Below are 22023 nucleotides of genomic sequence, written 5' to 3' on the forward strand. Positions count from 1 at the left end.
ACGCCAGGCAGTCGGGTTCACGACTCCCAAAGTCTTAGCCGACACCCAAATTCACGGAGGTTACCCGAATCCGCGCAGCGTGGATCTGTATGCGCAGCGTCCGACGATCTTGGAGGCGCAAACGGATTTGGGTGTCGCAGGAGGCGGGAGTGACGGCGGGAACGGGTGTAGGGGGCGAAGCAGGGTGTCGCAGGCCAGGACCGGGCCCGGAACTAGCCCGCCGCCAGGACTTGGCCCACCGCGGCCGAGATCGTGTCCTTGATGCGTGCATGGAGCGCCCGCAGGCCTGCCCGGTCCACGCGCACCTCCACAATGGTGCGCCCCTTCAGCGGCGATTTGAGGGCCGCGGCGAGTTCCGCCGTCGTGCTCACCGTTTGGTGTCCGACGCCGTACGCCGCCGCGAGCGCCGCGATGTCCACTGAGTGCGGGGTGCCAAAGAGGCGCTCGACGGCGGTGCCATAGGCGCCTGAGTCCTCGACCGTCCCGTGTTCGAGGAGACTGAAGATCGCGCCGCCGAGGTCGTTGAGCACCACGATGCGGAGGTCCGGCACGGGCTCGCCGTGGCCGAGGAGCAGTCCGCCGGCGTCATGGAGGAAGGTGACGTCACCCAGGAGGACAGTGGTTTCGCGGCCGCTGCCCAGTGCGACTCCAGTGGCTGTGGCGATGGTGCCGTCGATGCCTGCGAGGCCGCGGTTCGCGTAAACCGTGGCAATGGGTTCGCTGTGAGGATGTCCGGCGAGGTCCACGTCGCGGATGCCGTTGGAGGAGCCCAGCACCAGCTGTCCACGGGAGTGCTCCCAGACGGTGGCCCCGACGGATGGCCCGGTGGCGAGGCTCTCCCCCGAGAGCACACCATCGAGGCCGTGCTGGGCGGCCGCGCCGGCGAGGAGCCAGGCGTCCAGCCATTCGGAGGATCCCCGGCCGGCGAATTCGGCGAGCTCGGGCAGGGTCTCGATGGGGGTTTCACGCCGCCGGCCAGCCTCATACCAGGCCACGGGGACGGGCTGGTAAATGGCGGATTCAACCGACTCATGTGCCAGCAGGGCCGCCACCGGTCGGGAAAGAGTGGCCCTGCCGAACAGGACCACGCGTTCGATTGGCGTCAGTGAACCTGGACCGAAGTGTGCCAACAGCACCCGGTAAGGCCCTACCGCGTTCGGGCCGAAGCGTGCGTTCGACGAAGGTTCCGCCAGCAAAGGGAGGCCATGGGCGCGGGCAAAAGCCTCGGCAACAGGGCCGGCGTCATGGCCAGCGAGGACCACGGTTCGTCGCTCAGCGAGTTGGTTGGATGCGGCCGGAAGGTCCAGGGCTTGGGGACCGGCGTCGTAATGGAACACGCTGTGTCCCGCGGTGGCCGGAAGGGCGTCGCCGTCCGCCGGTACCAAGGGATCCCGGAAGGCAAGGTTCACTTGGACAGGGCCCGGAGGGGTGTCTGCGAGGGCACCCGTGGCCGCGTAGAGTGCGGTGGCAACAGCCTTCTGTGGATGATCTCCGGCAGGGACGTCGACGGCGAATCGCACATGCTCGCCGAAGAGGTCCAGTTGAATGGTGGTCTGGTTCGCCCCGGTTCCGTGAAGTTCTTCCGGACGGTCTGCCGAGATGACGATCACGGGGACAGCTGAATGGTTGGCTTCCATGACAGCGGGCAGGAGATTGCCCACCGCTGTACCGGAGGTGGTGACCACAGCTACCGGCGCCTCGGTGGAAAGCGCCAAGCCCAGGGCTGTGAACCCGGCGTCTCGTTCGTCGATGCGCACGTGGAGCCGCACGTGGCCTGCAGCTTCCGCTTCCGCAAGGGCGTAGGCCATGGGCGCTGAACGCGAACCCGGCGACACCACCACGTGCCGCACACCGCCGTCGAGCAGCGCTGTAACGGCGATCCGGGCGGCGCCGATGGATGTCAGAGAGTCCTGGGAAGTCACGGTTCCAGTCTATTGGGGACCACTGACAGTGGATCCCGCTCCCAGAACCGAGCTAAGCGCATAGACTCGATGTCGAAGGAGATAGTCACATGGCAAAGGGTCCCACGGTCTACCACGTAGCAGAACGGGCAGGCGTCTCAATCGCCACAGTTTCGTTTACCTTTCGGCAACCGGAGAAAGTCAAGGCCTCCACTCGCGAGGCCGTGCTCGCGGCTGCCGAGGCGCTGGGTTATGTTCCCAGCGCAAGTGCCCGCGGTCTGGCCAGGGGCCGGACGGGAGCCCTCGGCCTGTTTGCCTACGACTACCTGCTGGACCCCGCACACGGACGGAGGGAAGAAGGCCTCGCTGATCCTGATCCCCTTTCCACCGAAAGTCTGGGCAACGAGGACCTCCGGTTGTTCCCCTTGTATGTGGACGAAGTCCAGCGCGGCGTTGAGCTGGAATGCTGGCGACGCGGCCAGGCTCTCTTCGTAGGTGGAGGCAATCCGGAAAACAATGAGGCCGTGCTGTCCGATATCGCAGGTCGAGTGGATGGGTTGGCAGTGTTTCCCCGCTCAGTCCCCAGCGAAGTTCTCGCCCGTATAGCCCGTCGGATTCCGGTAGTGGAAGTCTCGGAGAGCGAGCTTAACCGGGATCTGGACCACGTCACGGTGGACAACGCTTCCGGCATCCGGGCAATGACCGAGCATCTCCTTAGCGAGCATGGCATGACCCGGCTTATGTTCCTTGGCGGCATGCCCTCTTCAGACAACGATCAGCGCCTCCGGGCCTTTCTTGGCACGCTCCATGACTCCGGACTGTCGCCCGCCAACGAGTCGAAGTATCCATGCGGCAGCGACGAGGGCATCGCGGAGGTCGTAGCCTCGCTCTGCAACGACGGGAATTTGCCCGACGCGATCGTCTGCGCCACCGATCAGGATGCTCTTATGGTCCTGGACTCCCTGGCTGCAGCTGGAATCAGCGTCCCCACTGAAGTCGCAGTCACGGGGTTCGACGGCATTGCAGCGGGCAGGGTGGTCCGCCCCTCCCTTACGACCGTGCGCCAGCCCATGGAACAGATGGGTCGGACCTTGGTTCGATTGCTGCTTGAACGGCTCGACCACCCTGAAAAGCCTCCGGCAGCGGTTCGCCTTCCGATTCGTCTCGTGGTCAGGGAAAGCTGCGGCTGCAAGGCGGGATAGGTCCGTCACTTCTATTTCCAACGTCCGGCAGGGGTGACCTGCCGGACCTTCTTTTTTCCGGACACCGGGCATTACTGTTGCCAAAGTCACAATCAATGCGCTTAGATTAGATTCGTTGTTGAATCAAAGCGCTTAGATATTGGGCCGTGGCGCCCTTCAATCCGCGCTCTGCCGACGGTGGCGGAGATGAGCGGACCCACGAAAGGAACAATGATGATCCATCCGAACGCAACAAAGGCAGCTGCAGTAGGGCTGGCTGCCGCTCTGCTGTTGACCGCCTGCGGCAGGGATTCCGCCGCTCCGGCAGGTGACGCGTCCGCGGCGCCCATCGCTTCAGGACCCGCCACCGGGACCATCACCCTGTGGGCCCAAGGGAGCGAGGGTGAGGCCTTGCCCGCTCTCCTGAAGGAATTTGAGGCTGAGAACCCCGGGGTTAAGGTCAACGTCACCGCCATCCCCTGGGACGCGGCGCTCAGCAAGTACCAAACTGCCATCGCCGGCGGGACCACCCCCGATGTTGCCCAAATGGGGACCACATGGATGGGTGACTTCAGTGAATCCTTCGATGCCACTCCCTCGGAAATAGACGCCAGCACGTTCTTCCCGGGCTCGGTGAAATCAACGGAAGTTCAAGGCACCAGCTATGGCGTGCCCTGGTACGTGGACACCCGCGTGGTCTACTACCGCAGCGATCTAGCGGAGAAGGCGGGGATCACCGAAGCCCCCGAAACCTGGGACGACTTCAAGGCCATGGCCAAAGGACTCCAGGAGAAGGCCGGCGCGAAATACGGAATCCAGCTGCCCACCGGTGTAGCCGGCTCCTACATGGACACCCTGCCGTTCCAGTGGTCCAACGGCGCCAAACTTATGAACGATGACGGCACCAAGTGGACCCTGGATACCCCGGAAGCTGCGGACGCCCTGAAGTTCTACTCGGGCTTCTTTAGTGAAGGAATCGCGTCAAAAGCAGCCTCCACGGGCACCACGGCCGAGGCCGCGTTCGTCGACGGCTCAGCTCCGATGATGATCAGTGGTCCCTGGCACGTTGGGCTCCTCAACAAGGCAGGCGGGGAGGGTTTCGCGGACAAGTACAAAGTTGCCCTCATGCCCAAGGCCAAGACCTCCACGTCCTTCGTCGGTGGCTCCAACATGGTGGTGTTCAAGAAGTCCAAGAACCGGGACGCCTCATGGAAGCTACTGCAGTGGCTGTCCAAGCCCGAGGTCCAGCTCAAGTGGTACAAGGCAACTGGTGACCTCCCTTCCCAGGAGAGCGCTTGGAATGATCCTTCGCTGTCGGGCGACAGCAAGCTTTCCGTCTTTGGCCAGCAGCTAAAAACCACCAACAATCCCCCGTCGGTTCAAACATGGACCCAAGTAGCGGCCGCAGCTGACACCGAGATCGAACAGATCGTCAAAGCCGGCAAGGACCCCGAGGAGGCGTTGAAGTCTCTCCAGCAGACCGCCGAATCGATCGGAACCGGGAAATAGAAGTGGCAACCACCACAAGCGTCAGGCCTGCCAGTACGAAGGTCGCTGGCAGGCCTCCCATGCGGGGAGGAAGCGCACGCCGCCGCCGGAACGCCCTGGTAGCTTGGCTCTTCGCGTTGCCGTTCGTCCTGGTGTTCTCCGTCTTCATGCTCGGACCGCTGGTTTCGTCGTTCCTGATGTCGTTCACGGACTTCACCGCGCGGGACATCGACGATCCACTCGCGGTGGGGTTCGTGGGTCTCGACCAGTACGCAGCGCTCTTCGGTAACCAGCAATTTCTTCATTCGGTCAGCAACACGGCCTACTTTGTGATCGTAGGAATACCCCTGACAACAGCCCTGGCCCTGGCGTTGGCAGTGGCTCTCAACAACGGCATTACCCGTTTCCGGACCGCGTTCCGTGTTGGTTTCTACACGCCGGTAGTCACCAGCATCGTGGCGGTCGCCGTCGTGTGGCGTTTTATCCTGCAGCCGGACGGCCTGCTGAACGTCATTCTCGGCTGGGTAGGCATTGCCGGTCCGGACTGGCTCAACAGCACCACGTGGTCCATGCCTGCACTGATCATGCTGGCGGTCTGGCGGAACCTGGGAACCCTCATGATCATCTTCCTGGCGGGCCTCCAGAATGTTCCTGCCGATATCCTGGAAGCCGCGGCCGTCGACGGCGCCAATGCCTGGCAGCGCTTCATGCGCATCACCTTGCCGATGCTGCGCCCTACCCTTCTCCTGGGAACGGTCCTACTTTCCGTGGGCTTCCTTCAGTTCTTTGAAGAGCCCTTCGTGATGACCAAAGGCGGGCCGTTGGACTCCACCTTGTCGGTCAGCTACTTCACCTTCAACCAGTTCGGGTTCGGCAAGTATGGTCTCGCTTCAGCGGCCAGCTACGTGCTCTTCGTGGCCATTGCGCTCCTGAGCCTGGTCCAATTCCGAGCCCTACGATCCAAAGACTGAGGCTTCAATGACCACACAAGAAATGACACGCAAGGCCAAACCGCGAATGCCTGCCTCGCGCCTGTTGACCTACGCCGTCCTGATCGTCGCCGTGGCCGCCACACTCCTGCCTTTCGTGTGGATGTTCCTCGGCGCTTTCAAGACCCAAGGTGAGCTCCTCCGGCGTCCCATCACGTGGTGGCCCGAGCAAGCCACCTTTGAGAACTTCCTGCTCTGGTTCAACGAGCTTCACATCGGCACGTTCTTCCTCAACAGCATTGTGGTAGCCGTCTCTACTGTTCTCGGCAATCTGCTGTTCTGCTCGATGGTGGGATATGCACTGGCCAAGATGGACTTCCCAGGAAAGCGATTCCTGTTCGTCTTGGTCATGGTGATGCTCATGGTCCCCGGGGTAGTGACCTTCGTCCCCCTGTTCGTCATGGTCAGCAAGCTGGGTCTGGTCAGCACCTACCCGGCATTGATCCTGCCCTTCCTCGCAGCACCAATGGGCGTTTTCCTCATGCGCCAGTTCATCATGGGTATCCCCGATTCGCTGATCGAGGCTGCCAGGATTGACGGCGCAGGTGAATTGCGCACCTTCCTGAGGATCGTTCTACCCCTCTGCGGACCACCGCTGGCAACGCTGGGCATCCTGACGTTCCTCGGCTCATGGAACAACTTCCTGTGGCCGCTGGTGGTGGCCCAGACCGAGGACATGTACACCTTGCCGGTGGCACTTTCCCTGTACTCCACCGGCCAAAATGCTACTGACTACGGATTGCTGCTCGCAGGATCGGTTCTGGTCATCACGCCAATCCTCCTACTGTTTATCGCCCTGCAGCGCTATTTCATCCAAGGCGTCGCGGCCACCGGGATCAAGTAGTAGCTGTCCCGGCACAACTGGAACATTTCGACGAAAGTACCCATGACTCAAGAAATCCATACCCTTTTCGTTCCGACGTTCTCCACGTCGGGTAACGGCACGCAGTACAGGGACCTCAACGGCAACGGGATCATGGATCCCTTTGAGGACCCTTCACTGGCCCCGCAAGAACGGGCCGAAGACCTGACCAAGCGGCTCAGCCTCGAGGAGAAGGCCGGCCTGATGTTCCATACCGTCATTGAGACCGGTGCCGACGGTTCCTTACTGGAAACACCCGGCAACATCAGTAAGTCGCCCACCAGCACCGTGATCCTCGGCAAGTTCATGAACCACTTCAACGTCCATGCACTGGGAAGTGCCCGGGCGGCCGCGCGGTGGAGCAACTCCTTGCAAAAGCTTGCCGAGAGCACCCCGCACGGAATCCCCGTGACCATCTCCACTGATCCGCGGCACGCATTCATCGAAAACTCGGGGGTCTCCTTCACAGCGGCCCACTTTTCTCAATGGCCCGAACCTATTGGGCTTGCGGCCATTGGGAGCCCTGACCTTGTCCGCCGTTTCGCAGCGATCGCCCGCCAGGAATACACCGCCGTGGGCATCAGGGCAGCCCTACACCCCACAGTGGACCTCGCCACCGAGCCACGGTGGTGCAGGCAAGCCGGGACCTTCGGCCAGGACTCGGAGCTGAGCGCCGCATATGTTGTGGAATACCTGCAGGGATTCCAAGGCACAAATCTGGGGCCAGGAAGCGTCGCCTGCACTACCAAGCACTTTCCCGGCGGCGGTGCGCAGCGCGACGGAGAAGACGCCCACTTCCCCTATGGTCGGGAGCAGGTGTACCCCGGTGGCCGGTTCCACGAACATCTGGCCCCCTTCCGCACGGCCATAGCGGAGAGGACCAGCGCAATCATGCCTTACTACGGGATGCCCGTGGGCGTTGAACTGGACGGCGAAGCCGTGGAGGAGGTGGGCTTCGGGTACAACAAGCAGATCATTACCGGCCTGCTCCGGGGCAAGCTCGGATTCGACGGCGTCGTGCTCAGCGACTGGGAATTGGTCAACGACAATTTGGTGGGAGAGCAGGTGCTGCCTGCACGTGCCTGGGGAGTGGAGCATCTCACTGCTCCGGAGCGGATGCTGAAGATCATCAACGCCGGTGTTGACCAGTTCGGTGGGGAAGAGTGCACGGAATTGCTCATCGGATTGGTGAGGGACGGCTTGGTCAGCGAGGAACGCATCAACGAATCTGTTCGCCGTCTTCTGTTGGTCAAATTCCAGCTGGGTCTTTTCGACAACCCTTTCGTGGACGAGGACGCAGCGGACCGCATTGTGGGCAACGCGGATTTTCGACTCGAAGGCCATTTGGCACAATCACGGTCCGTTACGGTCCTGGCCAACAAGACGCACGACGGCGGGACCAGCCTGCCGCTGACCGGCTCGCCTTCCATCTACGTGGAGGGATTGGACACCGCCAGTCTCGCTGGCTTCGGGACCCCTGCCGAAAGCCCGGACCATGCGGACATCGCTGTCATACGGCTGCTCTCCCCTTGGGAACACCGGGACGATCTGTTCCTCGAGAAACACTTTCACGCCGGAAGCCTGGACTTCCCACCCGGACTTATATCCCGGCTCCAGTCACTGGCGGAGCGGGTGCCCCTGATCATCGATGTCCGTCTGGACCGTCCGGCTGTCCTTACGCCTTTAGCGGGGTTCGCTTCGGCTTTGGTAGGCACGTTCGGTGTCTCGGATAGTGCGCTCCTCGACGCTTTGTTCGGTCGAATCCTGCCCGAGGGAAAGCTGCCTTTTGAAATCCCAAGGTCAATGGATGCCGTCCGGGCATCTCGACCGGACGTAGCCGGAGACACCGCAGATCCGCTCTTCGCTTTCGGCCACGGCCTTCGCCTGCCTGTTTAGATCTTTCCCTCAGACCATCTGCTACATGCCAAAAGTTCCTCCACACCGAGTAAGGACTGAGCTCATGAACCAGCACATCGAGAGAACAGCATCGCGCCGACAGCTTCTGGCCGGCGTGGCGGCAGTAGCCGCTGCAGGACTAACGTCAACCGCGGCGCAGCCCGCATTTGCCAACACGACCCGAGCCACGGCGTCGAACGCTCAGGGCCTGGGCAAAGCAAACAAGAACGGGATCGATCACAAAGTCGTCAGTAGATGGGCTCAGGACACCTGGAAATCCTTGGTTGCGATGACCCACCCGGAAACCGGATTGCCGGCCGACTACATCGGCGAGTCGATCACCAACCCACAACGCAGCGGCTTCACATCCCCTACCAACATGGGCGGTTACCTTTGGAGCACCGTCGTGGCCCGGGAGCTTCGGCTGATCAGCGCCAAAGAATGCAGGGAGCGTCTGACGCAGACCCTCACAACGTTGTCACGCCTCAAGCATCACGAGCCGAGCGGCATGCTCTACAACTGGTACGACGAAGCCACCGGCGATGTCATTACCGTCTGGCCGGAGAACGGGAACGTGGTCCAGCCGTTCCTCTCCAGCGTGGATAACGGGTGGTTCGCGGCCGCGCTCATGGTGGTCAGGAACGCCGAACCGAAGTTGCCTCCCTGGCCAACGGCATCCTCCGACGCATGGACTTCGGCATCTTCTACAACAAGGACGCCAGGCCTGGCGTGGCCGCCGGGCTTTTGCGTGGCGGGTTCTACGACGTCCAGCCAACCGTAGATACGGTTCCAGGCAACTACCTGGGCAAGGGGCCGGACGTTTACTACACGCTCAACCACTACGATGTCACCAACTCCGAGCCCCGTATCGCCACCTACATCGGCATAGCTTTGGGCCAGATTCCGTCGGCTCACTACTTCGCCACCATGAGGGTGTTCCCTGACACCTGCGAGTGGTCATGGCAGGAACAACAACCTGTGGGCGAACACCGCAGCTATGAGGGGATCGACGTATTCGAGGGGGCTTACACGTACCGCGGCATGCGGATCGTGCCGAGCTGGGGCGGGGACATGTTCGAGTCGTTGATGCCGGATCTGTTTGTTCCGGAAGCCAGTTGGGCCCCGAAAGCCTGGGGCATCAACCATCCACTCACAGTTCGTGCCCAACGCGAATTCGGCATGGAGGACGCCAAGTACGGTTACTGGGGGTTCTCACCGGCGAGCCACCCGAACGGCGGATACTCGGAATGGGGTGTGGACGCTCTGGGGATGAGCAGCGACGGATATCCTTCCGATGTTGAGCGAACCAGCGTGGACAAAGGGTTTGGGGACTGTCGCCCCGCGGCCAATCCGACTCCTGCGTGGGGCGATGGCGTGGTGACGCCCCACGCAGCGTTCCTGGCCATGGAATACGAGACCCGCGAGGCCTATGACAACCTGGTGCGAATAGAAAAGAACCTCGGCGCATACGGGCAGGGCGGATTCTTCGACGCCGTCGCCGTCAAATCAGGGACCATCGCCCGCCGCTACCTCTCACTTGACCAGGCCATGGTCCTCGGTGCCTTGGGAAACGTTTTTGGCGACGACGTGATTCGCAGGAACTTCGTCCGCGGCGAGGTAGAAAGGGTCATCAAGCCGCTCATCGCAGTTGAGGAGTTCAGCGCCGGGTTGGTTGACTCCTAAGCCCAACGGGAACGCTCCCCCATCTGCCTACTGGCGAGCGGCAGGAGATGAGGGAGCCTTTCCCGCAAGCACGCGGGATGTGAGAGAACGTTACTTGCGGAAGACCTGCACCACCGAGGGGCGGGGAGCCCTCGCCGCACCCGCTGCCGGGGTAGCTCCGGCAGGCACGTAGTCCGGGAAGAAGGAGTTCTGTGCTGCGAAGGAGCCGTCTTCGCCGGGGTGCTGCACGGCGACGAACACGGTGCGCTCTTCGTCATGGATGATCGGACCACAGGTTTCGGCGTCACGGGGAACAGCGAGGAACTGCTCTACCTTGCCGCGCTCGGGACCTTCGAGGGTGACCTTGAACAGGCCGTCCGCGTAGCCGATGGTGCCGGGGGCGCCGTCGGTGGAGATCCAGAGGTTGCCCACGGAATCGAAGGCCACGTTGTCAGGGCAGGAGATGGGCGAGACCTTGTCGGCCGGGAATCCGGAGAAGTACGTGGAGGTGTTTTTGGCCGGATCGCCGGCCACCAACAGGAGGTTCCAGTTGAACTTGGTGCCCGTCTGCTCGGGCCCTTCGGTGATCTCCACGACGTGGCCGTCACGGTTCAGGTTGCGCGGGTTGACCTCGGTGGCGCCTTCCTTGCCCGGCTTGCCGCGATCGCTGTTGTTCGTGCAGGCGACGTAGACCTTGCCCGTGCGCGGGTTCGGCTCAACGTCTTCACAACGGTCCATCTTGGTGGGCCCAACCTTGTCAGCGGCGATGCGAGTGTAGACAAGGACCTCCGGCACGCTCATGCCCGGCACAGCTGAGGAGCCGTTGACGACCAATGGCAGCCATTCGCCTGTACCGTCGAAAGCACCGTCTGCGGGAAGCTTGCCGGTACCGTCAATGTCCGCTGGAGAGTCACCCGTGAAGCGAGCCACGTAGAGGTCGCCCTCGGAAAGCAGGCTCATGTTGTTCTTGCGAGCTTCCTTGGAGTCGCCGGCCTGGTACTTACCCTTGGAAACGAACTTGTATAGGTAGTCAAAGCGCTCGTCGTCGCCCATGTAAGCCACCACGTGACCGGAAGGAGCGACGATGACGTTGGCACCCTCGTGCTTGAAGCGCCCCATAGCCGAATGCTTCTTGGGGGTGGACGTGGGGTCGAAAGGATCTACTTCCACAATCCAGCCGAAGCGGTTGGTTTCGTTGGCGTAGCCGGAGTTCCGGGTGTCAAAGCGCGGCTCGTCGAGTTCCCACTGACGGGTGGTTGCCTTCGCGGAAATTCCGTAGCGCTTGTCACCGTCGCTTGTGCCGGGAGCAGCGAAATAGCCGTTGAAGTTCTCTTCACCGGAGAGGATGGTTCCCCACGGGGTTGTTCCTCCGGCGCAGTTGCCCAGCGTGCCCTTGATCCATCGGCCGGCGGGGTCGTCAATGGTCTTGACCAGGTTGGTGCCGGCTGCGGGTCCGGTCAGCTCGTAGACAGTATCGGTAAGGAAGCGTCGGTTCAGGGGTGCACCCTGGACGTAGTTCCACGGCTTGTTCTTGTTCTTCCGCTCGAGTTCCACCACGGCCAGCCCGTGTCCGGCGCGGCCAATTGCCCGTGCCTCGGCCGGGTCGAAGCCTTCCGGGAGCATGATGTTCTCGTTGGTGTACTCGTGGTTGCTGAAGAGCACAGCACGGCGGTCCTTGGACCCGGGGATCGGCAGGATGTCCGTGTAGTCGTTGTTGTAGCCGAACTGGCGTGCTTGGGCTGCTGCAGTCTGCGCGTTGAGGTCAAAGGCCGGCGAGTCGGCGAAAAGGGGGTCGCCCCAGCGGATGATCGGCTTCCAGTCGAATCCCTCGGGCACGGTGAAAGCGTCTACCGCTGCGTCTACCGGCTTGATGGCGGTGAACTTGAGCTTGGATTTGTCGAAGCCCTTCTTGGCGGCATCAGAAAGTCCGTTCCCGGAGTCGGCCACGGCGGTGTCACCACCGGTCACGGCACCACCAAGGACGATGGCGAGCGCTCCTGCGGCGCCGAGCCCCAGGGCTGCGCGGCGGGACATAGCCGTTGAAGCGATGTCGCGGAAGTAGCCGTTGGCGCTGGTGTTGCAGACATCACCCGAGCAGGCGTTGTCGCACTTCAAAGCACAGGTGACCGCGCTGCGCTTGCCCTTGGTGTGGCCGAGCATTGGGAGCAGCGGGAACGTGCGTCCGGTGGTTTCAGACATGGGGGAAGGCCTTCCAGAGATGTACGAGGTTCCCGCTGAGCCTTTCAGCGGAAACCGAAATTGAGAGGTCGCTCTGGTTAAGACCCGGTGAACAAACCGTGCTGGTTTTGCGCAAGTACCGAGTGCACCCGGCTGAGGCGGTCCCGCCACCAGTCCTGGCGCTCCCCCGGTGCCGCATACTGCTCAAGCAGCCCTGGATCGGCGACGGTATCGCGTATCTGGATGGCGCCGTCGTCGGCCACCAGCGGGTCCAGCGTGATATCCGAAGCGAACAGTGAAACGGTGCCAAGGCCGCAGGCATAGGGAAGGGACGGCAGGGCAGCTGCGAGCGCCAGCCCGGCACGGATACCCACCGAGGTGTCCAATGCGGAACTCACGACGGCGGGCAGCCCGGCCTGCTCCACGATTTCCAGTGCCCGCGCTACTCCCCCAAGTGGCGCGACCTTGACCACGATGAGGTCAGCTGCACCAGCCCGGGCAACACGCAGGGGATCGTCTTCCTTGCGTACGCTCTCGTCCGCGGCGATAAGGACCGGTGTTCCGGCGGCAGCGAGCCGACGACGGACCTCGGCCAGGCCCTCAATGGTGGGAACAGGCTGTTCGGCATATTCGAGTTCAACAGCGGAAAGCTTGCCCAGGGCTTCCACGGCCTGGTCGATGTCCCATCCCCCGTTGGCGTCCACGCGGATGGCGGCGTCGGGAAGGGCCTCACGCACGGCGCGAACCCGGGCGATGTCATCTGCCAGTTGCTGCCCGCGCTCGGCCACTTTGATCTTGACCGCGTCCACCCTCCCGAACCGCTCGAGCACTTCCGGGACGCGCTCTGCCGGAACGGCTGGAACCGTGGCATTGACCGGGATCTTGTCCCTGAGGGGCGTGGGGAAACCCAGCCAGCCCGCTTCCAAAGCTGCGGCCAGCCAGCGGGAGGATTCGTCGTCGTCGTATTCGGGAAAAGGACAGAACTCACCCCAGCCGAGCGGTCCTCGCAAGAGGAGCGTCTCGCGCTCCATGATGCCGCGAAACTTCACGCGCATGGGCAGCGAGACTACGTGGGCGGAATCGAGGAGTTCTTCGAGGGATGGAAGTGCAGGCATATTGCCACTGTACCGGCGGCCTCCCAACCCCCTCTGCGGGCCAATTCGGCTATGTGGAAAAGCTACTCACTCCAGTAGTTCAGCAGGCGTCCCCGCGCTTCAGCCAATTGCTCCGAAGGCAGAACAAGCGAGCTCTCAGGTATCCCCAAAGCTTGCCACCGCACTACCAGGGTCGCATCCTGCTCCGCCGGCAAGGGCCATAACCAATAGCGGCCGGTGAACTGGACATACTCGTCGTTGTTGCTCCCTCCGCCGCCGCCCAAGGTTGTCAGCACAGGTCCAGTGACCTCATGAGCCTCTTGGAAGGACGACGGTCCGTGGATGGCCGCGACGGCCTTGCGACCCTCCGCAAAGGCCACCCCTAATTCGAGCCCCGTCCTGGTGTCCAAGCTGGATCCCGGGTGGTTGTAGCTCTCCTCCACGATCTCCCGCCATTCCTGGTCCGATTCGTTGCCCCGCCGCACGGACCAGACCAGTTCCAACTGGCACCCGGTGGAATACACCTCCACAAGTTTCAACGCCACCACCATCCGCCGGCTCTTGTGAAAAAACCCGGCGACGCGCGCTGCGCCGGGCAGTTCGTCCGACGGCGGTCCGTACCATCCGGGCTGGACAGGCTGCGGTTGGCGCGGCCGTGCCGGCTGCTCGGGGAGGTGGTCGAAGAAGCTCATGCTCCATCCTTACACCGCCACATGGTGACTGGGGAGAGGCTCCTGGCAAGCGAGGGGCAGCAATCGCGATATTCTCAGAACCACGACTCAAAGTGGGGGAATAATGACTCAATCAATGCCTGGTTCAAGTACGCCTTCCGGCTGGTACCCGGATCCTTCGGACCCGCGTTTCGTCCGGTGGTGGGACGGGCGCGCCTGGACAGCGCACCAAGCCCCCGCCCAATTCCAGGCACCCGGTCAGTTTCAGGCACCGGTCCCGGCGCCGCGTCCTGAGCTCAGCCCTGAGACGCCCGTGTACAACCCGTTCATCTGGGCAATCACGTTGATGCCTCTGGTCTCCATCCTGCTCCTCTTTACCTGGCAGCCGGAGTTCAGGATGATCACCACCCGGCAGGGGGTTACCACCATGGACCCCTTCTCCATGTACACCCCCGCCTATTTCCTGCTGATGGGTTCAAGCTTCCTGTTCTACGGACTCTCGGTTTTCTTCGCGTTCCTGGACCGTCAACGCCTGCTCAAGTCCGGCGTCGTCCGTCCTTTTCACTGGGCCTGGGCCTTCCTTAGCGCCCTTGTCTATGTGATCGGCCGCTCTGTGATCGTCAACAAAGTGGCGCCCAAACGGGGGCTGTGGCCGGTATGGGTCACCATCGCCGTGTTTGTTGTCAGCATGGTGGTCACCGGCATCTGGATGTCCAACTTCATGCAATCGATGTACTCCCAGCTCGGGTACTCGGTCTCGACATAAAGCCGGGAGAATGTCCGAGGGTGGAACCTCACACGCGTTAGGTAGACTGCTGACAATAGAGCACGGAAGGACTTTCCCATGAACCGCAAGGCCACCGCACTGGACGTCGCCAAAAGGGCGGGCGTCTCCAGAAGCGCGGTGTCGCTGGTTCTGAACGGGCGCGGCGACGGGAACGTGGCCAAGGAAAGCCAAGACCGGATCCGGCAAGCGGCCGAGGAGCTCAACTACTCCCCCAACGCCATCGCCCTGAGCTTGCGGAACCAACGCTCGCGCGTGATCGGCATCCTGGCCGATGAAGTAGTGGTCAGCCCCTTCGATGGCAACATCATCGGCGGCGCAGATGACGTGGCAAGGAGCCGCGGGTTCGTGACTGTCGTCATGGACACTGAGCGGGACACTGCCAGGGATGAGAGCGCCATCGAAACCCTCCTGGACCGGCAGGTTGATGGGCTCATGTACGTGACCGTTGGCCTGAAACCCATCGACGTCCCGCACGGGATGCTCCGCGTCCCATCGGTCTTGGCCAACTGCTACGACAACCACGCCCAGCCTCAGTTGCATCACGTCATTCCGGACGAAGTCACTGGTGGCAGGGAGGCCACTGAGCACCTCTTGGAGCTTGGCCACCGGGACATCGCACTTCTGGGCGGGTCGGAGGATTCGCCCGCAGCTCCCTTGCGTGTTCAGGGTTACCGTGATGCCCACGCTGCGGCTGGCGCCCCGGTCCGTGAAGACCGGATCTTCATGGCGGGTTGGGACATCGACGCCGGTTACCGCGGGACCATGAAACTGCTCGACGGCGTGTCCCCGGCCGATCGGCCCACGGCCGTCATGTGCGCGAACGACCGTCTGGCAGTCGGCGTCGCCCTTGCCGCAGCGCGCCTGGGACTCAGCGTTCCCGAGGACCTGTCCATCATGGGCTACGACGACGAAACGCGTATAGCCGACACCATGGTTCCCTCCCTCACCACCATGGCACTGCCCCTCCGGGAGATCGGCCGGGCAGCCATGACCAAGTTGCTGGACGCGATCGAAGGCACGGACACCGGAAAGGGGACCACCGCCGCAACGATGGTCCCCTGCCAGCTTGTGGTGCGTGAGTCGACGGGACCCGCCCCTACCCGCTGACGCACGCCGGCCTGCCGCCTACGCCGGAAGCGCCAACTCCCAGGCGTCGGCAGTCGCACCGTCGGGCAAGGTGAGCTGCCATTCCTCCCCTGGAGCCGGGTAGGCCCGGATGGTCGTGGCGACTGAACCCGAGCGGTACACCTCTATGAGGGATGCATCGATGAAGATCCGCAGCTCTTCGCCCTCTGCCAAGGAACCTGAGTAAACCACCTGAGCATCGGCTCCCGAACCAAGCACCAGCTCCAGGGAACCGGCACCACCGCCAGAAACACCAGCGGCGCCCCGCACCAGCACCTCTGCGAATCCCGGAAGCACAACGGAACCAGCAGCACCCGTAGCCATGGATGCACCCCGATACGCCTCAACCTCGGGCACAGGAGATACCACCAGCGCCCCGTCGACCACCGACAAAACGCGGGGATGCGTCAAGACACCCGACCACCCGGCGTCGTCGATTTCTTGCTGCGTGCGACCACGGCGACCGTCACGTCCGGGACCTTCATTGGCCCACCCCCACAGCAGCGCCGCAGGTGAAGAGTCAGCCGAACCATAAGAGAGCTGCATGATCTGCGGGGCGTAGAAGTCGCGGCCAAGGTCGGACTTCCCTCCGGATGATGGCGTGAACACGGGCAGCCCGGTCGCGGGGTCCGCGGAAAGGGACCCGATGAGGTGCCCCACCCCGTTGGCGTGCTCGTGGTCGTCGCCCGAGAGCCACAGGGAGAACATCATGACCCACGCGGAGCCACCCGAAGCGACAGGTACCTGAACCAGCTGTGGGCATTCCCAGATCTCGGCCGGCGTATGGGCAGCAGCCACGGGATCGGCGGAGGTCAGCCAAATCCCTTGGTACTTCCAGTCGTCAAGGGACTCCACCGAGTACAACAGCAATGCGGCGCGACCATCGGCCAGGCCCGCACCTTGCATGGCGTAGCGGGCGCCGTTGAAGCGGAAGATGAACGGGTCGCGCACAGCGGTCACCAGCGGATCAGCAGGCATTGAGGCGGCAACGTGCCCGTCCTGCTTCCACGTCACCAGATCAGCGGAACCGCGGGCAATCACCACCTGGGAATGACCGCCATGGTCGCGGACCCCGGAGTACGCCGCGGTAGGCACGCCACCGTCGGAGGTCACCACGCCGGTCCAGCACCCGGCGGAATCGGGCCCGCCGGGCTGAGGCGAAAGTGCCACAGGGTGTTCTTCCCAGTGCACTAAATCAACAGAGCTCACGTGCCCCCACTGGATCTGCGAGTGCCGGGCAGAGTCCGGGTTGTACTGGAAGAACACGTGGTAACGGCCGTTGATGTAGCTGATGCCGTTGGGGTCGTTGATCCAGCCCTGTGCCGGACGCGGGTGAAAGCGCGGGAACGCCGGGTCCGGGTGCGTCGCCGCCATAGCCAGGGAAGAAGAGAGTGCAAGGTCCGTCAACGGAACCCCTTTCAAAAGAGATGCGAAACTACTTGCCCGTGCCTGCGGTGAGCCCGTCCTGCAGCGCGCGCTGGCCGAACATGAACACCACCAGCGCGGGAATCATGGAGAGGACAACGCCGGCCAGGACCACGGAGATGCTGCCTGTGCCGAGGTTTCCTTGGAGGGAGACCAAGCCCAGCGGCAGCGTGAAGTTCTGCTCGGAGATAGTCATGATCAGTGGCCTGAAGAACTCGTTCCAATGGAAGTTGAACGCCAGGATGCCTACGATCGCCAGGCCCGGCATGGCCAGCGGCGCATACACGGAACGGAACGTCCGCCACGGCGAGGCGCCGTCGATCGCGGCCGCTTCAGCGAGCTCACCGGGCAACCCCATGAAGTACTGGCGCATCAGGAAGGTGCCGAACGCCGTCGGGATGGCCGGAATGATGAGTGCGAGCAGCGTGTCCGAAAGCCCGACACCGCGGATCAGCATGAACACGGGAACGATCGTGACCTGCGCGGGCACCATCATGGTGGCCAGCACGATCGAGAACAGTGCACCACGTCCGCGAAAACGAAGGTGCGCGAACGCGTACCCAGCAAGTGCGGCGGTGATCATCTGCCCTACGGCAATGAGGCCCGTAACGAGCGCGCTGTTCACCACCAGTGCCACGATGTTGAGCTGCTTGAACACTTGCTCGTAGGAGGTCAGGTCCGGGTTCAGCGGCAGGAACGCGGGCGGCAGCTGGAAGGATTCCGACGGCGGACGCAGCGACGTGGACAGCGTCCACAACACGGGCCCCAGGACGAAGACGGACGCGATCAGCAAAACTATGACGCGCACGGCCACTGACCAGCCGCGCTTCTTCCGCTTCACTACGGGCGCCGTGGTGGTGACACGTTCTTGGATGGTAGTCATGGCGGGCCTTACTGGTAGAAGACGAATCGTTTGCTGAGCCGGAACTGCGCGGCTGTGATGGCCATGATGATGAGCGTCAGGATCACGCCGATCGCCGAGGCCTGGCCGAATTCGAGGCGCTGGAACGCGGACTCGAAGATCACCATCACGGCCGTGCGCGTCGAGTCGCCGGGTCCACCGCGGGTGAGCACATAGGGCTGGTCGAAGACTTGCAGTGCGTTGATGATCGCCATGACCGAGGCAACCAGGGTTGTGGGGCTCAGCAGCGGCAGGGTGACGAACCAGTGCTTTCGCCAGCCTGTCGCGCCGTCGATCGACGCGGCCTCGTACGTCTCCACGGGAATCGAGGCAAGACCACCGATGAACAGCAGGAACGAGAACCCGAAGTTCTGCCACACATAGACAAGAATCACGACGGCGGCCGACCCGGTTGGCGTCGTCAGCCAGGGAACCGCTGGGATGCCAACAATGGACAGCAACCAGTTCACGACGCCGAATTGTTCGTTGAACAGGTACCGCATGAAGATCGATACAGATGCCGCGGACAGGATCAACGGGAAGAAGAATGCCGAGCGGAAGAACACCCTGAGCCAGGCCGGGAGCTTCTCCTGAACCATGATGGCCAGGCCAAGTGCCAGTCCGAGCTGGAGGGCCACAGCCACCACAACGAACACGATGGTGTTGAGGAACGAAACCCGCACGGTGGGGTCCTGGACTACCTCGGCGAAGTTGTCGAAGCCCACGAATGTCGGCGCCGAGATGATGTCCCAACGGAAGAATGCGAGCGCGATTGAGGCAACGATCGGCAGCAGGGTGAAGATGCCCATACCTACGATGGTGGGTGCGAGGAAGGCCCAAGGCAGCCAGCGTTGTTGCATGCGTCCGCGCTTGGAGCTATCTCCGGTTTTATGGGCGGCCTGCCGGCGGCCCGGTTCGCTGCCCGTCCCCGTAGGTGTACTGGTTGCGGTGCTCATGGCTGCCTCCTCAGGGCCAGTTCAAGGTCGCGCTGCATGGAACTGAGGGCGTCCTTCAGTTGACGCTCGTCTCCACTGACAGCCAGGCTTACGTTTTTCATCAGGGCGGTTTCGACGGCGGCCTGCTGGGGTGGGGCTGGAATGGGACCTGTGGTGGGGAACTTGTCCAGGGTGTCGTAGAAGACCTTCCAGTTCCGCGGACCGGTTCCTGCGTAGAGCTGCTCGTTGACCATGGAGCGCCTGGCAGGTGTGGTGTTCGGCGTGGGGAACACGATCTGCATGGCTTCACGGCTGGAGCTGAACTTCACCCATTCCCAAGCGGCGTCCTTATCCTTGGCGGTCTTCATGATCGCGTAGCCTGCCGTGCCGAACTGGTGGCGCTGGGTCCGCCATTTCGGGAAGAACTGGACGTCAAAGTCGTTCTCTGTCATGCCCGCCTCGTGGAGGCCTTGGACCCAATAGCCGCCTGCCGGCGTCGTGCCTATCCTGTTGGAGGCGAAGAGGCCGATCAGTGCGCTGCCGCCGCCTTCCTCCGGCCGTACACCAAGTCCGTCCTTCACCAGTCCGCGGAGGTAGTCGAAGGATTCGAAGACCCGGGGATCATCGGCGTTGGGTTCGAGCCATTGGTAGCCGCCGGAGCGGAGGTTGCGTGTGGGGTCGTTGGCGTAGAAGCCATCCCACAGCCAATCGCCGCCCGGGGACTTGGTTTCCTTGAGGAAGCTGGTTTCGTTCGCGTACAGCCACGGCACCACTCCGCCGAAGAGACGGTTGGTCCAGTAGTAAGGGGTGAAATCGGCAGGCTTGGCCTTCTTCATCGCGGCCAGTGTGCTGCGGAAGTCCGTGTGCGTCCAGTTATCGGAGGGCCGTTCCAGGCCTGCCGAGCGGAGTGATGCGGTGTTGTAGTACATGTTGGCCGCGTTCCAGTCGATGGGGAGCTGGAACAGGCTGCCTTTGTACATGAACGCTTCCACCAAGCTGGGGTGGACGTCCTCGAAGTATTCCTTCATATGGTCGGCGTCGCGGCGCAGGTACTCATCCAGCGGGTGGGCCAGCTTCTCGGCGAACAGCTGGGCGCCTTCCGTTGCCACGTACACCACGTCCGGCGGGGTCCCTGCCGCAACCATGGTGAGGATCTTGGTAAAGAAGTCCTTCCAGTCCACAGCCTGGATCGCTTGGACCTTGACCTTGATTTCGGGGTGGACTTTGGCGAAAGCGTCAATGACCTTCTGGCGGGCTGCGGCGTCTGCGGCTGTGCCCATGATGGCGATGCTGAGGCTGTTGTCTCCCCGGCCTGGAATGTCGGACCCGGTCAGGCGCGGCCACGACGCCGCGGTGACTCCCACAATTCCGACGCCGAGGGCTGTGAGGGCACTTCTACGTGTGAATTCGCGCAAAGCCCCATTGGTTCCCGACATAAAGATTTCCTTCCCTAACACGTGTTAGGAAGCCTAATCCCGCCACCTAACACGTGTCAAGCGTCACAGGAATGTTGCCGAGGCCTCACCAGTGCCCGCCACGCGCAAGGAAGACTCACACGAGCCGCCCAGAGAACTGTGGCAGTCTAGTCAGAATGAGTTCCCAGCAATTCCGCACCAGCGGGAGGTCGAGCAAACGGCCGCTTCAAGGACGCCCGGCAGGCGCCGGCACCGGCTTCCTCTTCTGCCTCGCAACGATCGCCAGCGCCATTGGACTGGCTGCGACGTACTACTTCTTTGTGCGCACCACTGCAGGCCAGTTCATCGATGAGTCCGCCCTGGTTGAGGCCACCGTATTGGGCGGAACAGCCGGCAGGGCCTCCACCGAATTCCTTGACATGCTTCCCATGCTGTCGCTGGCCATCGCCGCGATCATGGTCCTCTTCGTGACCGTAGCCCGCCGACGCTGGACGGCCGCCGGAATCGCAGTCGCAGCCTGCATCGCCGCCAACGCGGCCACGCAGATCCTCAAGCTCCTCATCCCGGACAGGCCCGACCGCGGCGTCCAGACCCTGGAATTGAACTCACTCCCCTCCGGGCACACCACGTTGGCCGCATCCGCTGCAGCCGCGGTGTTCCTCATGGTTTCGCCCCGCTGGCGCCCATTGGCAGGCTTCTTTGGCAGCACGTTCGCAGTGGCCACGGGAGTCTCCACACTCATCAACCAGTGGCATCGCCCCGCCGACGTCGTCGCCGCCTTCCTGGTGGTGGCCGCCATCATGCTTCCGGCAGGTTGGCTCATCCTCCGCACCGGCAACAGCTGGAATGTATGGAAGGGGTACGGCGAGCACTGGGCAGCGTCGCGCCTGTGGGTCTGGCTCACCGTGGCGGCGCTGGTGATCGCCGGCTTAGTGGCAGCGTACTCGCTGCTGCAGGTGCCCGACCTCAGCACAGACAGCACCATCGACTACTTCTGGGCCGGCACTGCCTTCATTGTGATCGCTGGTTACCTGTCCGCGCTCGGCGGCACGTGGCTGTTCGGCCTGGCGGCACGTAAGGGCTAGCGCGCTTATTGCGACGGCGGCGCACCCCTTCGCGCCCCGCGCACCAGTGGCTACGGGGGCAGTCGGCGCTAAAGGGCGCGCAGTCTCAGAGGCCTAGTCCGCCGGTCCCACTGAGTCGAAGAACTTGGGCCCATCCGCAGCAGCAGATCCAGCACGCGCCCGCGCCTGCTCATGGATAAAGTGCCGGTCCTCATCCGTGAGGTGCGTGCCACCATGCGCGTCAACGGCATCGCTCTCCCCCGTCTCGCCGTTGATGATCGCAGTGACCGTCCGGGGCACAATCATGGTTCCCGGATTGTCGATGAGCCACTGCTGCGTGTCCGGTGAGAGCTGGTCCCAGAATTCTTTGATGTGCATAACAATCAGCACTGCCCTTCATTGGTGGGGGGTGGATTCATGAAATGCGCCGCGTGAAATCTCGAGTGATC

The 22023-nt window shown here is 62.8% G+C and carries 19 protein-coding genes; 10 read left to right on the forward strand and 9 right to left on the reverse strand.

Features of this window, described 5'->3' with window-relative positions:
* Positions 1–212 precede the first annotated feature (212 nt).
* Positions 213–1922 (reverse strand): 2-succinyl-5-enolpyruvyl-6-hydroxy-3-cyclohexene-1-carboxylic-acid synthase, encoded by a 1710-nt coding sequence (gene menD, locus A477_RS0100905; RefSeq protein WP_017197165.1) that lies wholly within the window; start codon positions 1920–1922, stop codon positions 213–215.
* Positions 1923–2011: 89 nt separating this feature from the next.
* On the opposite strand from menD, the gene A477_RS0100910 reads away from it, so the two are divergent.
* The 7 genes from A477_RS0100910 (at position 2012) to A477_RS23610 (ending at position 10000) form a co-directional block, all read left to right on the forward strand.
* Complete coding sequence (locus A477_RS0100910) at positions 2012–3103, forward strand: LacI family DNA-binding transcriptional regulator (RefSeq protein WP_017197166.1); 1092 nt, start codon at positions 2012–2014, stop codon at positions 3101–3103.
* A gap of 213 nt (positions 3104–3316) precedes the next feature.
* Positions 3317–4591, forward strand: coding sequence for a sugar ABC transporter substrate-binding protein (locus tag A477_RS0100915; protein WP_017197167.1), 1275 nt, complete (start codon positions 3317–3319; stop codon positions 4589–4591).
* 59 nt (positions 4592–4650) lie between these two features.
* On the forward strand, positions 4651–5541 hold the full coding sequence (locus A477_RS0100920) for a carbohydrate ABC transporter permease (RefSeq protein WP_017197168.1): 891 nt from the start codon (positions 4651–4653) through the stop codon (positions 5539–5541).
* Positions 5542–5548: 7 nt separating this feature from the next.
* Positions 5549–6403 carry a carbohydrate ABC transporter permease gene (locus A477_RS0100925; protein ID WP_017197169.1) on the forward strand — a complete coding sequence of 285 codons (855 nt, stop codon included), beginning with the start codon at positions 5549–5551 and terminating at the stop codon, positions 6401–6403.
* Positions 6404–6445: 42 nt separating this feature from the next.
* A complete protein-coding gene (locus tag A477_RS0100930; protein WP_017197170.1) occupies positions 6446–8317 on the forward strand; it encodes a glycoside hydrolase family 3 protein in 1872 nt (623 codons plus the stop codon).
* A 64-nt stretch (positions 8318–8381) separates the two neighbouring features.
* Entirely contained in the window at positions 8382–9098 is a 717-nt protein-coding gene (locus A477_RS23605) for a DUF3131 domain-containing protein (protein WP_237715686.1), read from the forward strand.
* Positions 9005–10000: a glucoamylase family protein gene (locus A477_RS23610; protein WP_237715687.1), complete on the forward strand. Its 996-nt coding sequence runs from the start codon at positions 9005–9007 to the stop codon at positions 9998–10000. The genes A477_RS23605 and A477_RS23610 overlap by 94 nt, the downstream gene beginning before the upstream one ends.
* Before the next feature lie 90 nt (positions 10001–10090).
* Here A477_RS23610 and A477_RS0100940 read toward each other — a convergent pair whose 3' ends face one another.
* The 3 genes from A477_RS0100940 to A477_RS0100950 form a co-directional block, all read right to left on the reverse strand.
* The gene (locus A477_RS0100940; RefSeq protein WP_017197171.1) at positions 10091–12178 is read right to left on the reverse strand and encodes a PhoX family protein; all 2088 of its coding nucleotides are present in this window, start codon (positions 12176–12178) and stop codon (positions 10091–10093) included.
* A 77-nt stretch (positions 12179–12255) separates the two neighbouring features.
* On the reverse strand, positions 12256–13272 hold the full coding sequence (locus tag A477_RS0100945) for an o-succinylbenzoate synthase (protein ID WP_017197172.1): 1017 nt from the start codon (positions 13270–13272) through the stop codon (positions 12256–12258).
* 62 nt (positions 13273–13334) lie between these two features.
* Positions 13335–13943, reverse strand: coding sequence for a hypothetical protein (locus A477_RS0100950; RefSeq protein WP_017197173.1), 609 nt, complete (start codon positions 13941–13943; stop codon positions 13335–13337).
* Positions 13944–14058: 115 nt separating this feature from the next.
* Between A477_RS0100950 and A477_RS0100955 the strand changes: the two genes are divergently transcribed.
* Together A477_RS0100955 and A477_RS0100960 are read left to right on the forward strand one after the other, a co-directional pair.
* A complete protein-coding gene (locus A477_RS0100955) occupies positions 14059–14688 on the forward strand; it encodes a DUF2510 domain-containing protein (protein ID WP_017197174.1) in 630 nt (209 codons plus the stop codon).
* Between the two features lie 78 nt (positions 14689–14766).
* Positions 14767–15816 carry a LacI family DNA-binding transcriptional regulator gene (locus tag A477_RS0100960; protein ID WP_017197175.1) on the forward strand — a complete coding sequence of 350 codons (1050 nt, stop codon included), beginning with the start codon at positions 14767–14769 and terminating at the stop codon, positions 15814–15816.
* 18 nt (positions 15817–15834) lie between these two features.
* Here the strand turns inward: A477_RS0100960 and A477_RS0100965 are convergent, their stop codons facing one another.
* The 4 genes from A477_RS0100965 to A477_RS0100980 are packed head-to-tail and all read right to left on the reverse strand — an operon-like array spanning position 15835 to position 20531.
* Positions 15835–17241, reverse strand: a complete 1407-nt coding sequence (locus tag A477_RS0100965) for a glycoside hydrolase family 32 protein (RefSeq protein WP_017197176.1) — start codon at positions 17239–17241, stop codon at positions 15835–15837.
* A 28-nt stretch (positions 17242–17269) separates the two neighbouring features.
* Complete coding sequence (locus tag A477_RS0100970; protein WP_017197177.1) at positions 17270–18142, reverse strand: carbohydrate ABC transporter permease; 873 nt, start codon at positions 18140–18142, stop codon at positions 17270–17272.
* Positions 18143–18150: 8 nt separating this feature from the next.
* Positions 18151–19116, reverse strand: a complete 966-nt coding sequence (locus tag A477_RS0100975) for a carbohydrate ABC transporter permease (RefSeq protein ID WP_017197178.1) — start codon at positions 19114–19116, stop codon at positions 18151–18153.
* Positions 19113–20531 carry an extracellular solute-binding protein gene (locus A477_RS0100980; protein ID WP_017197179.1) on the reverse strand — a complete coding sequence of 473 codons (1419 nt, stop codon included), beginning with the start codon at positions 20529–20531 and terminating at the stop codon, positions 19113–19115. The genes A477_RS0100975 and A477_RS0100980 overlap by 4 nt, the downstream gene beginning before the upstream one ends.
* Positions 20532–20584: 53 nt before the next feature.
* Between A477_RS0100980 and A477_RS0100985 the strand changes: the two genes are divergently transcribed.
* Positions 20585–21595, forward strand: coding sequence for a phosphatase PAP2 family protein (locus tag A477_RS0100985; protein ID WP_017197180.1), 1011 nt, complete (start codon positions 20585–20587; stop codon positions 21593–21595).
* Positions 21596–21688: 93 nt separating this feature from the next.
* On the opposite strand, the gene A477_RS0100990 is transcribed toward A477_RS0100985, so the two are convergent.
* Positions 21689–21964 carry a hypothetical protein gene (locus A477_RS0100990; RefSeq protein WP_017197181.1) on the reverse strand — a complete coding sequence of 92 codons (276 nt, stop codon included), beginning with the start codon at positions 21962–21964 and terminating at the stop codon, positions 21689–21691.
* Positions 21965–22023: the final 59 nt, after the last annotated feature.

It is taken from the genome of Arthrobacter sp. M2012083, assembly GCF_000281065.1.
Taxonomy (GTDB): domain Bacteria; phylum Actinomycetota; class Actinomycetes; order Actinomycetales; family Micrococcaceae; genus Arthrobacter.

Excerpts from the sequence above, each read along its gene's own strand:
- A477_RS0100950 (WP_017197173.1), bottom strand. The coding sequence starts at position 13,943 with ATGAGCTTCTTCGACCACCTCCCCGAGCAGCCGGCACGGCCGCGCCAA.
- A477_RS0100975 (WP_017197178.1), bottom strand. The coding sequence starts at position 19,116 with ATGAGCACCGCAACCAGTACACCTACGGGGACGGGCAGCGAACCGGGC.
- A477_RS0100970 (WP_017197177.1), bottom strand. The coding sequence starts at position 18,142 with ATGACTACCATCCAAGAACGTGTCACCACCACGGCGCCCGTAGTGAAG.
- A477_RS23605 (WP_237715686.1), top strand. The coding sequence starts at position 8,382 with ATGAACCAGCACATCGAGAGAACAGCATCGCGCCGACAGCTTCTGGCC.
- A477_RS0100960 (WP_017197175.1), top strand. The coding sequence starts at position 14,767 with ATGAACCGCAAGGCCACCGCACTGGACGTCGCCAAAAGGGCGGGCGTC.
- A477_RS0100945 (WP_017197172.1), bottom strand. The coding sequence starts at position 13,272 with ATGCCTGCACTTCCATCCCTCGAAGAACTCCTCGATTCCGCCCACGTA.
- A477_RS0100980 (WP_017197179.1), bottom strand. The coding sequence starts at position 20,531 with ATGTCGGGAACCAATGGGGCTTTGCGCGAATTCACACGTAGAAGTGCC.
- A477_RS0100930 (WP_017197170.1), top strand. The coding sequence starts at position 6,446 with ATGACTCAAGAAATCCATACCCTTTTCGTTCCGACGTTCTCCACGTCG.
- A477_RS23610 (WP_237715687.1), top strand. The coding sequence starts at position 9,005 with ATGGACTTCGGCATCTTCTACAACAAGGACGCCAGGCCTGGCGTGGCC.
- A477_RS0100925 (WP_017197169.1), top strand. The coding sequence starts at position 5,549 with ATGACCACACAAGAAATGACACGCAAGGCCAAACCGCGAATGCCTGCC.
- A477_RS0100920 (WP_017197168.1), top strand. The coding sequence starts at position 4,651 with ATGCGGGGAGGAAGCGCACGCCGCCGCCGGAACGCCCTGGTAGCTTGG.
- A477_RS0100910 (WP_017197166.1), top strand. The coding sequence starts at position 2,012 with ATGGCAAAGGGTCCCACGGTCTACCACGTAGCAGAACGGGCAGGCGTC.
- A477_RS0100940 (WP_017197171.1), bottom strand. The coding sequence starts at position 12,178 with ATGTCTGAAACCACCGGACGCACGTTCCCGCTGCTCCCAATGCTCGGC.
- A477_RS0100955 (WP_017197174.1), top strand. The coding sequence starts at position 14,059 with ATGCCTGGTTCAAGTACGCCTTCCGGCTGGTACCCGGATCCTTCGGAC.
- A477_RS0100915 (WP_017197167.1), top strand. The coding sequence starts at position 3,317 with ATGATCCATCCGAACGCAACAAAGGCAGCTGCAGTAGGGCTGGCTGCC.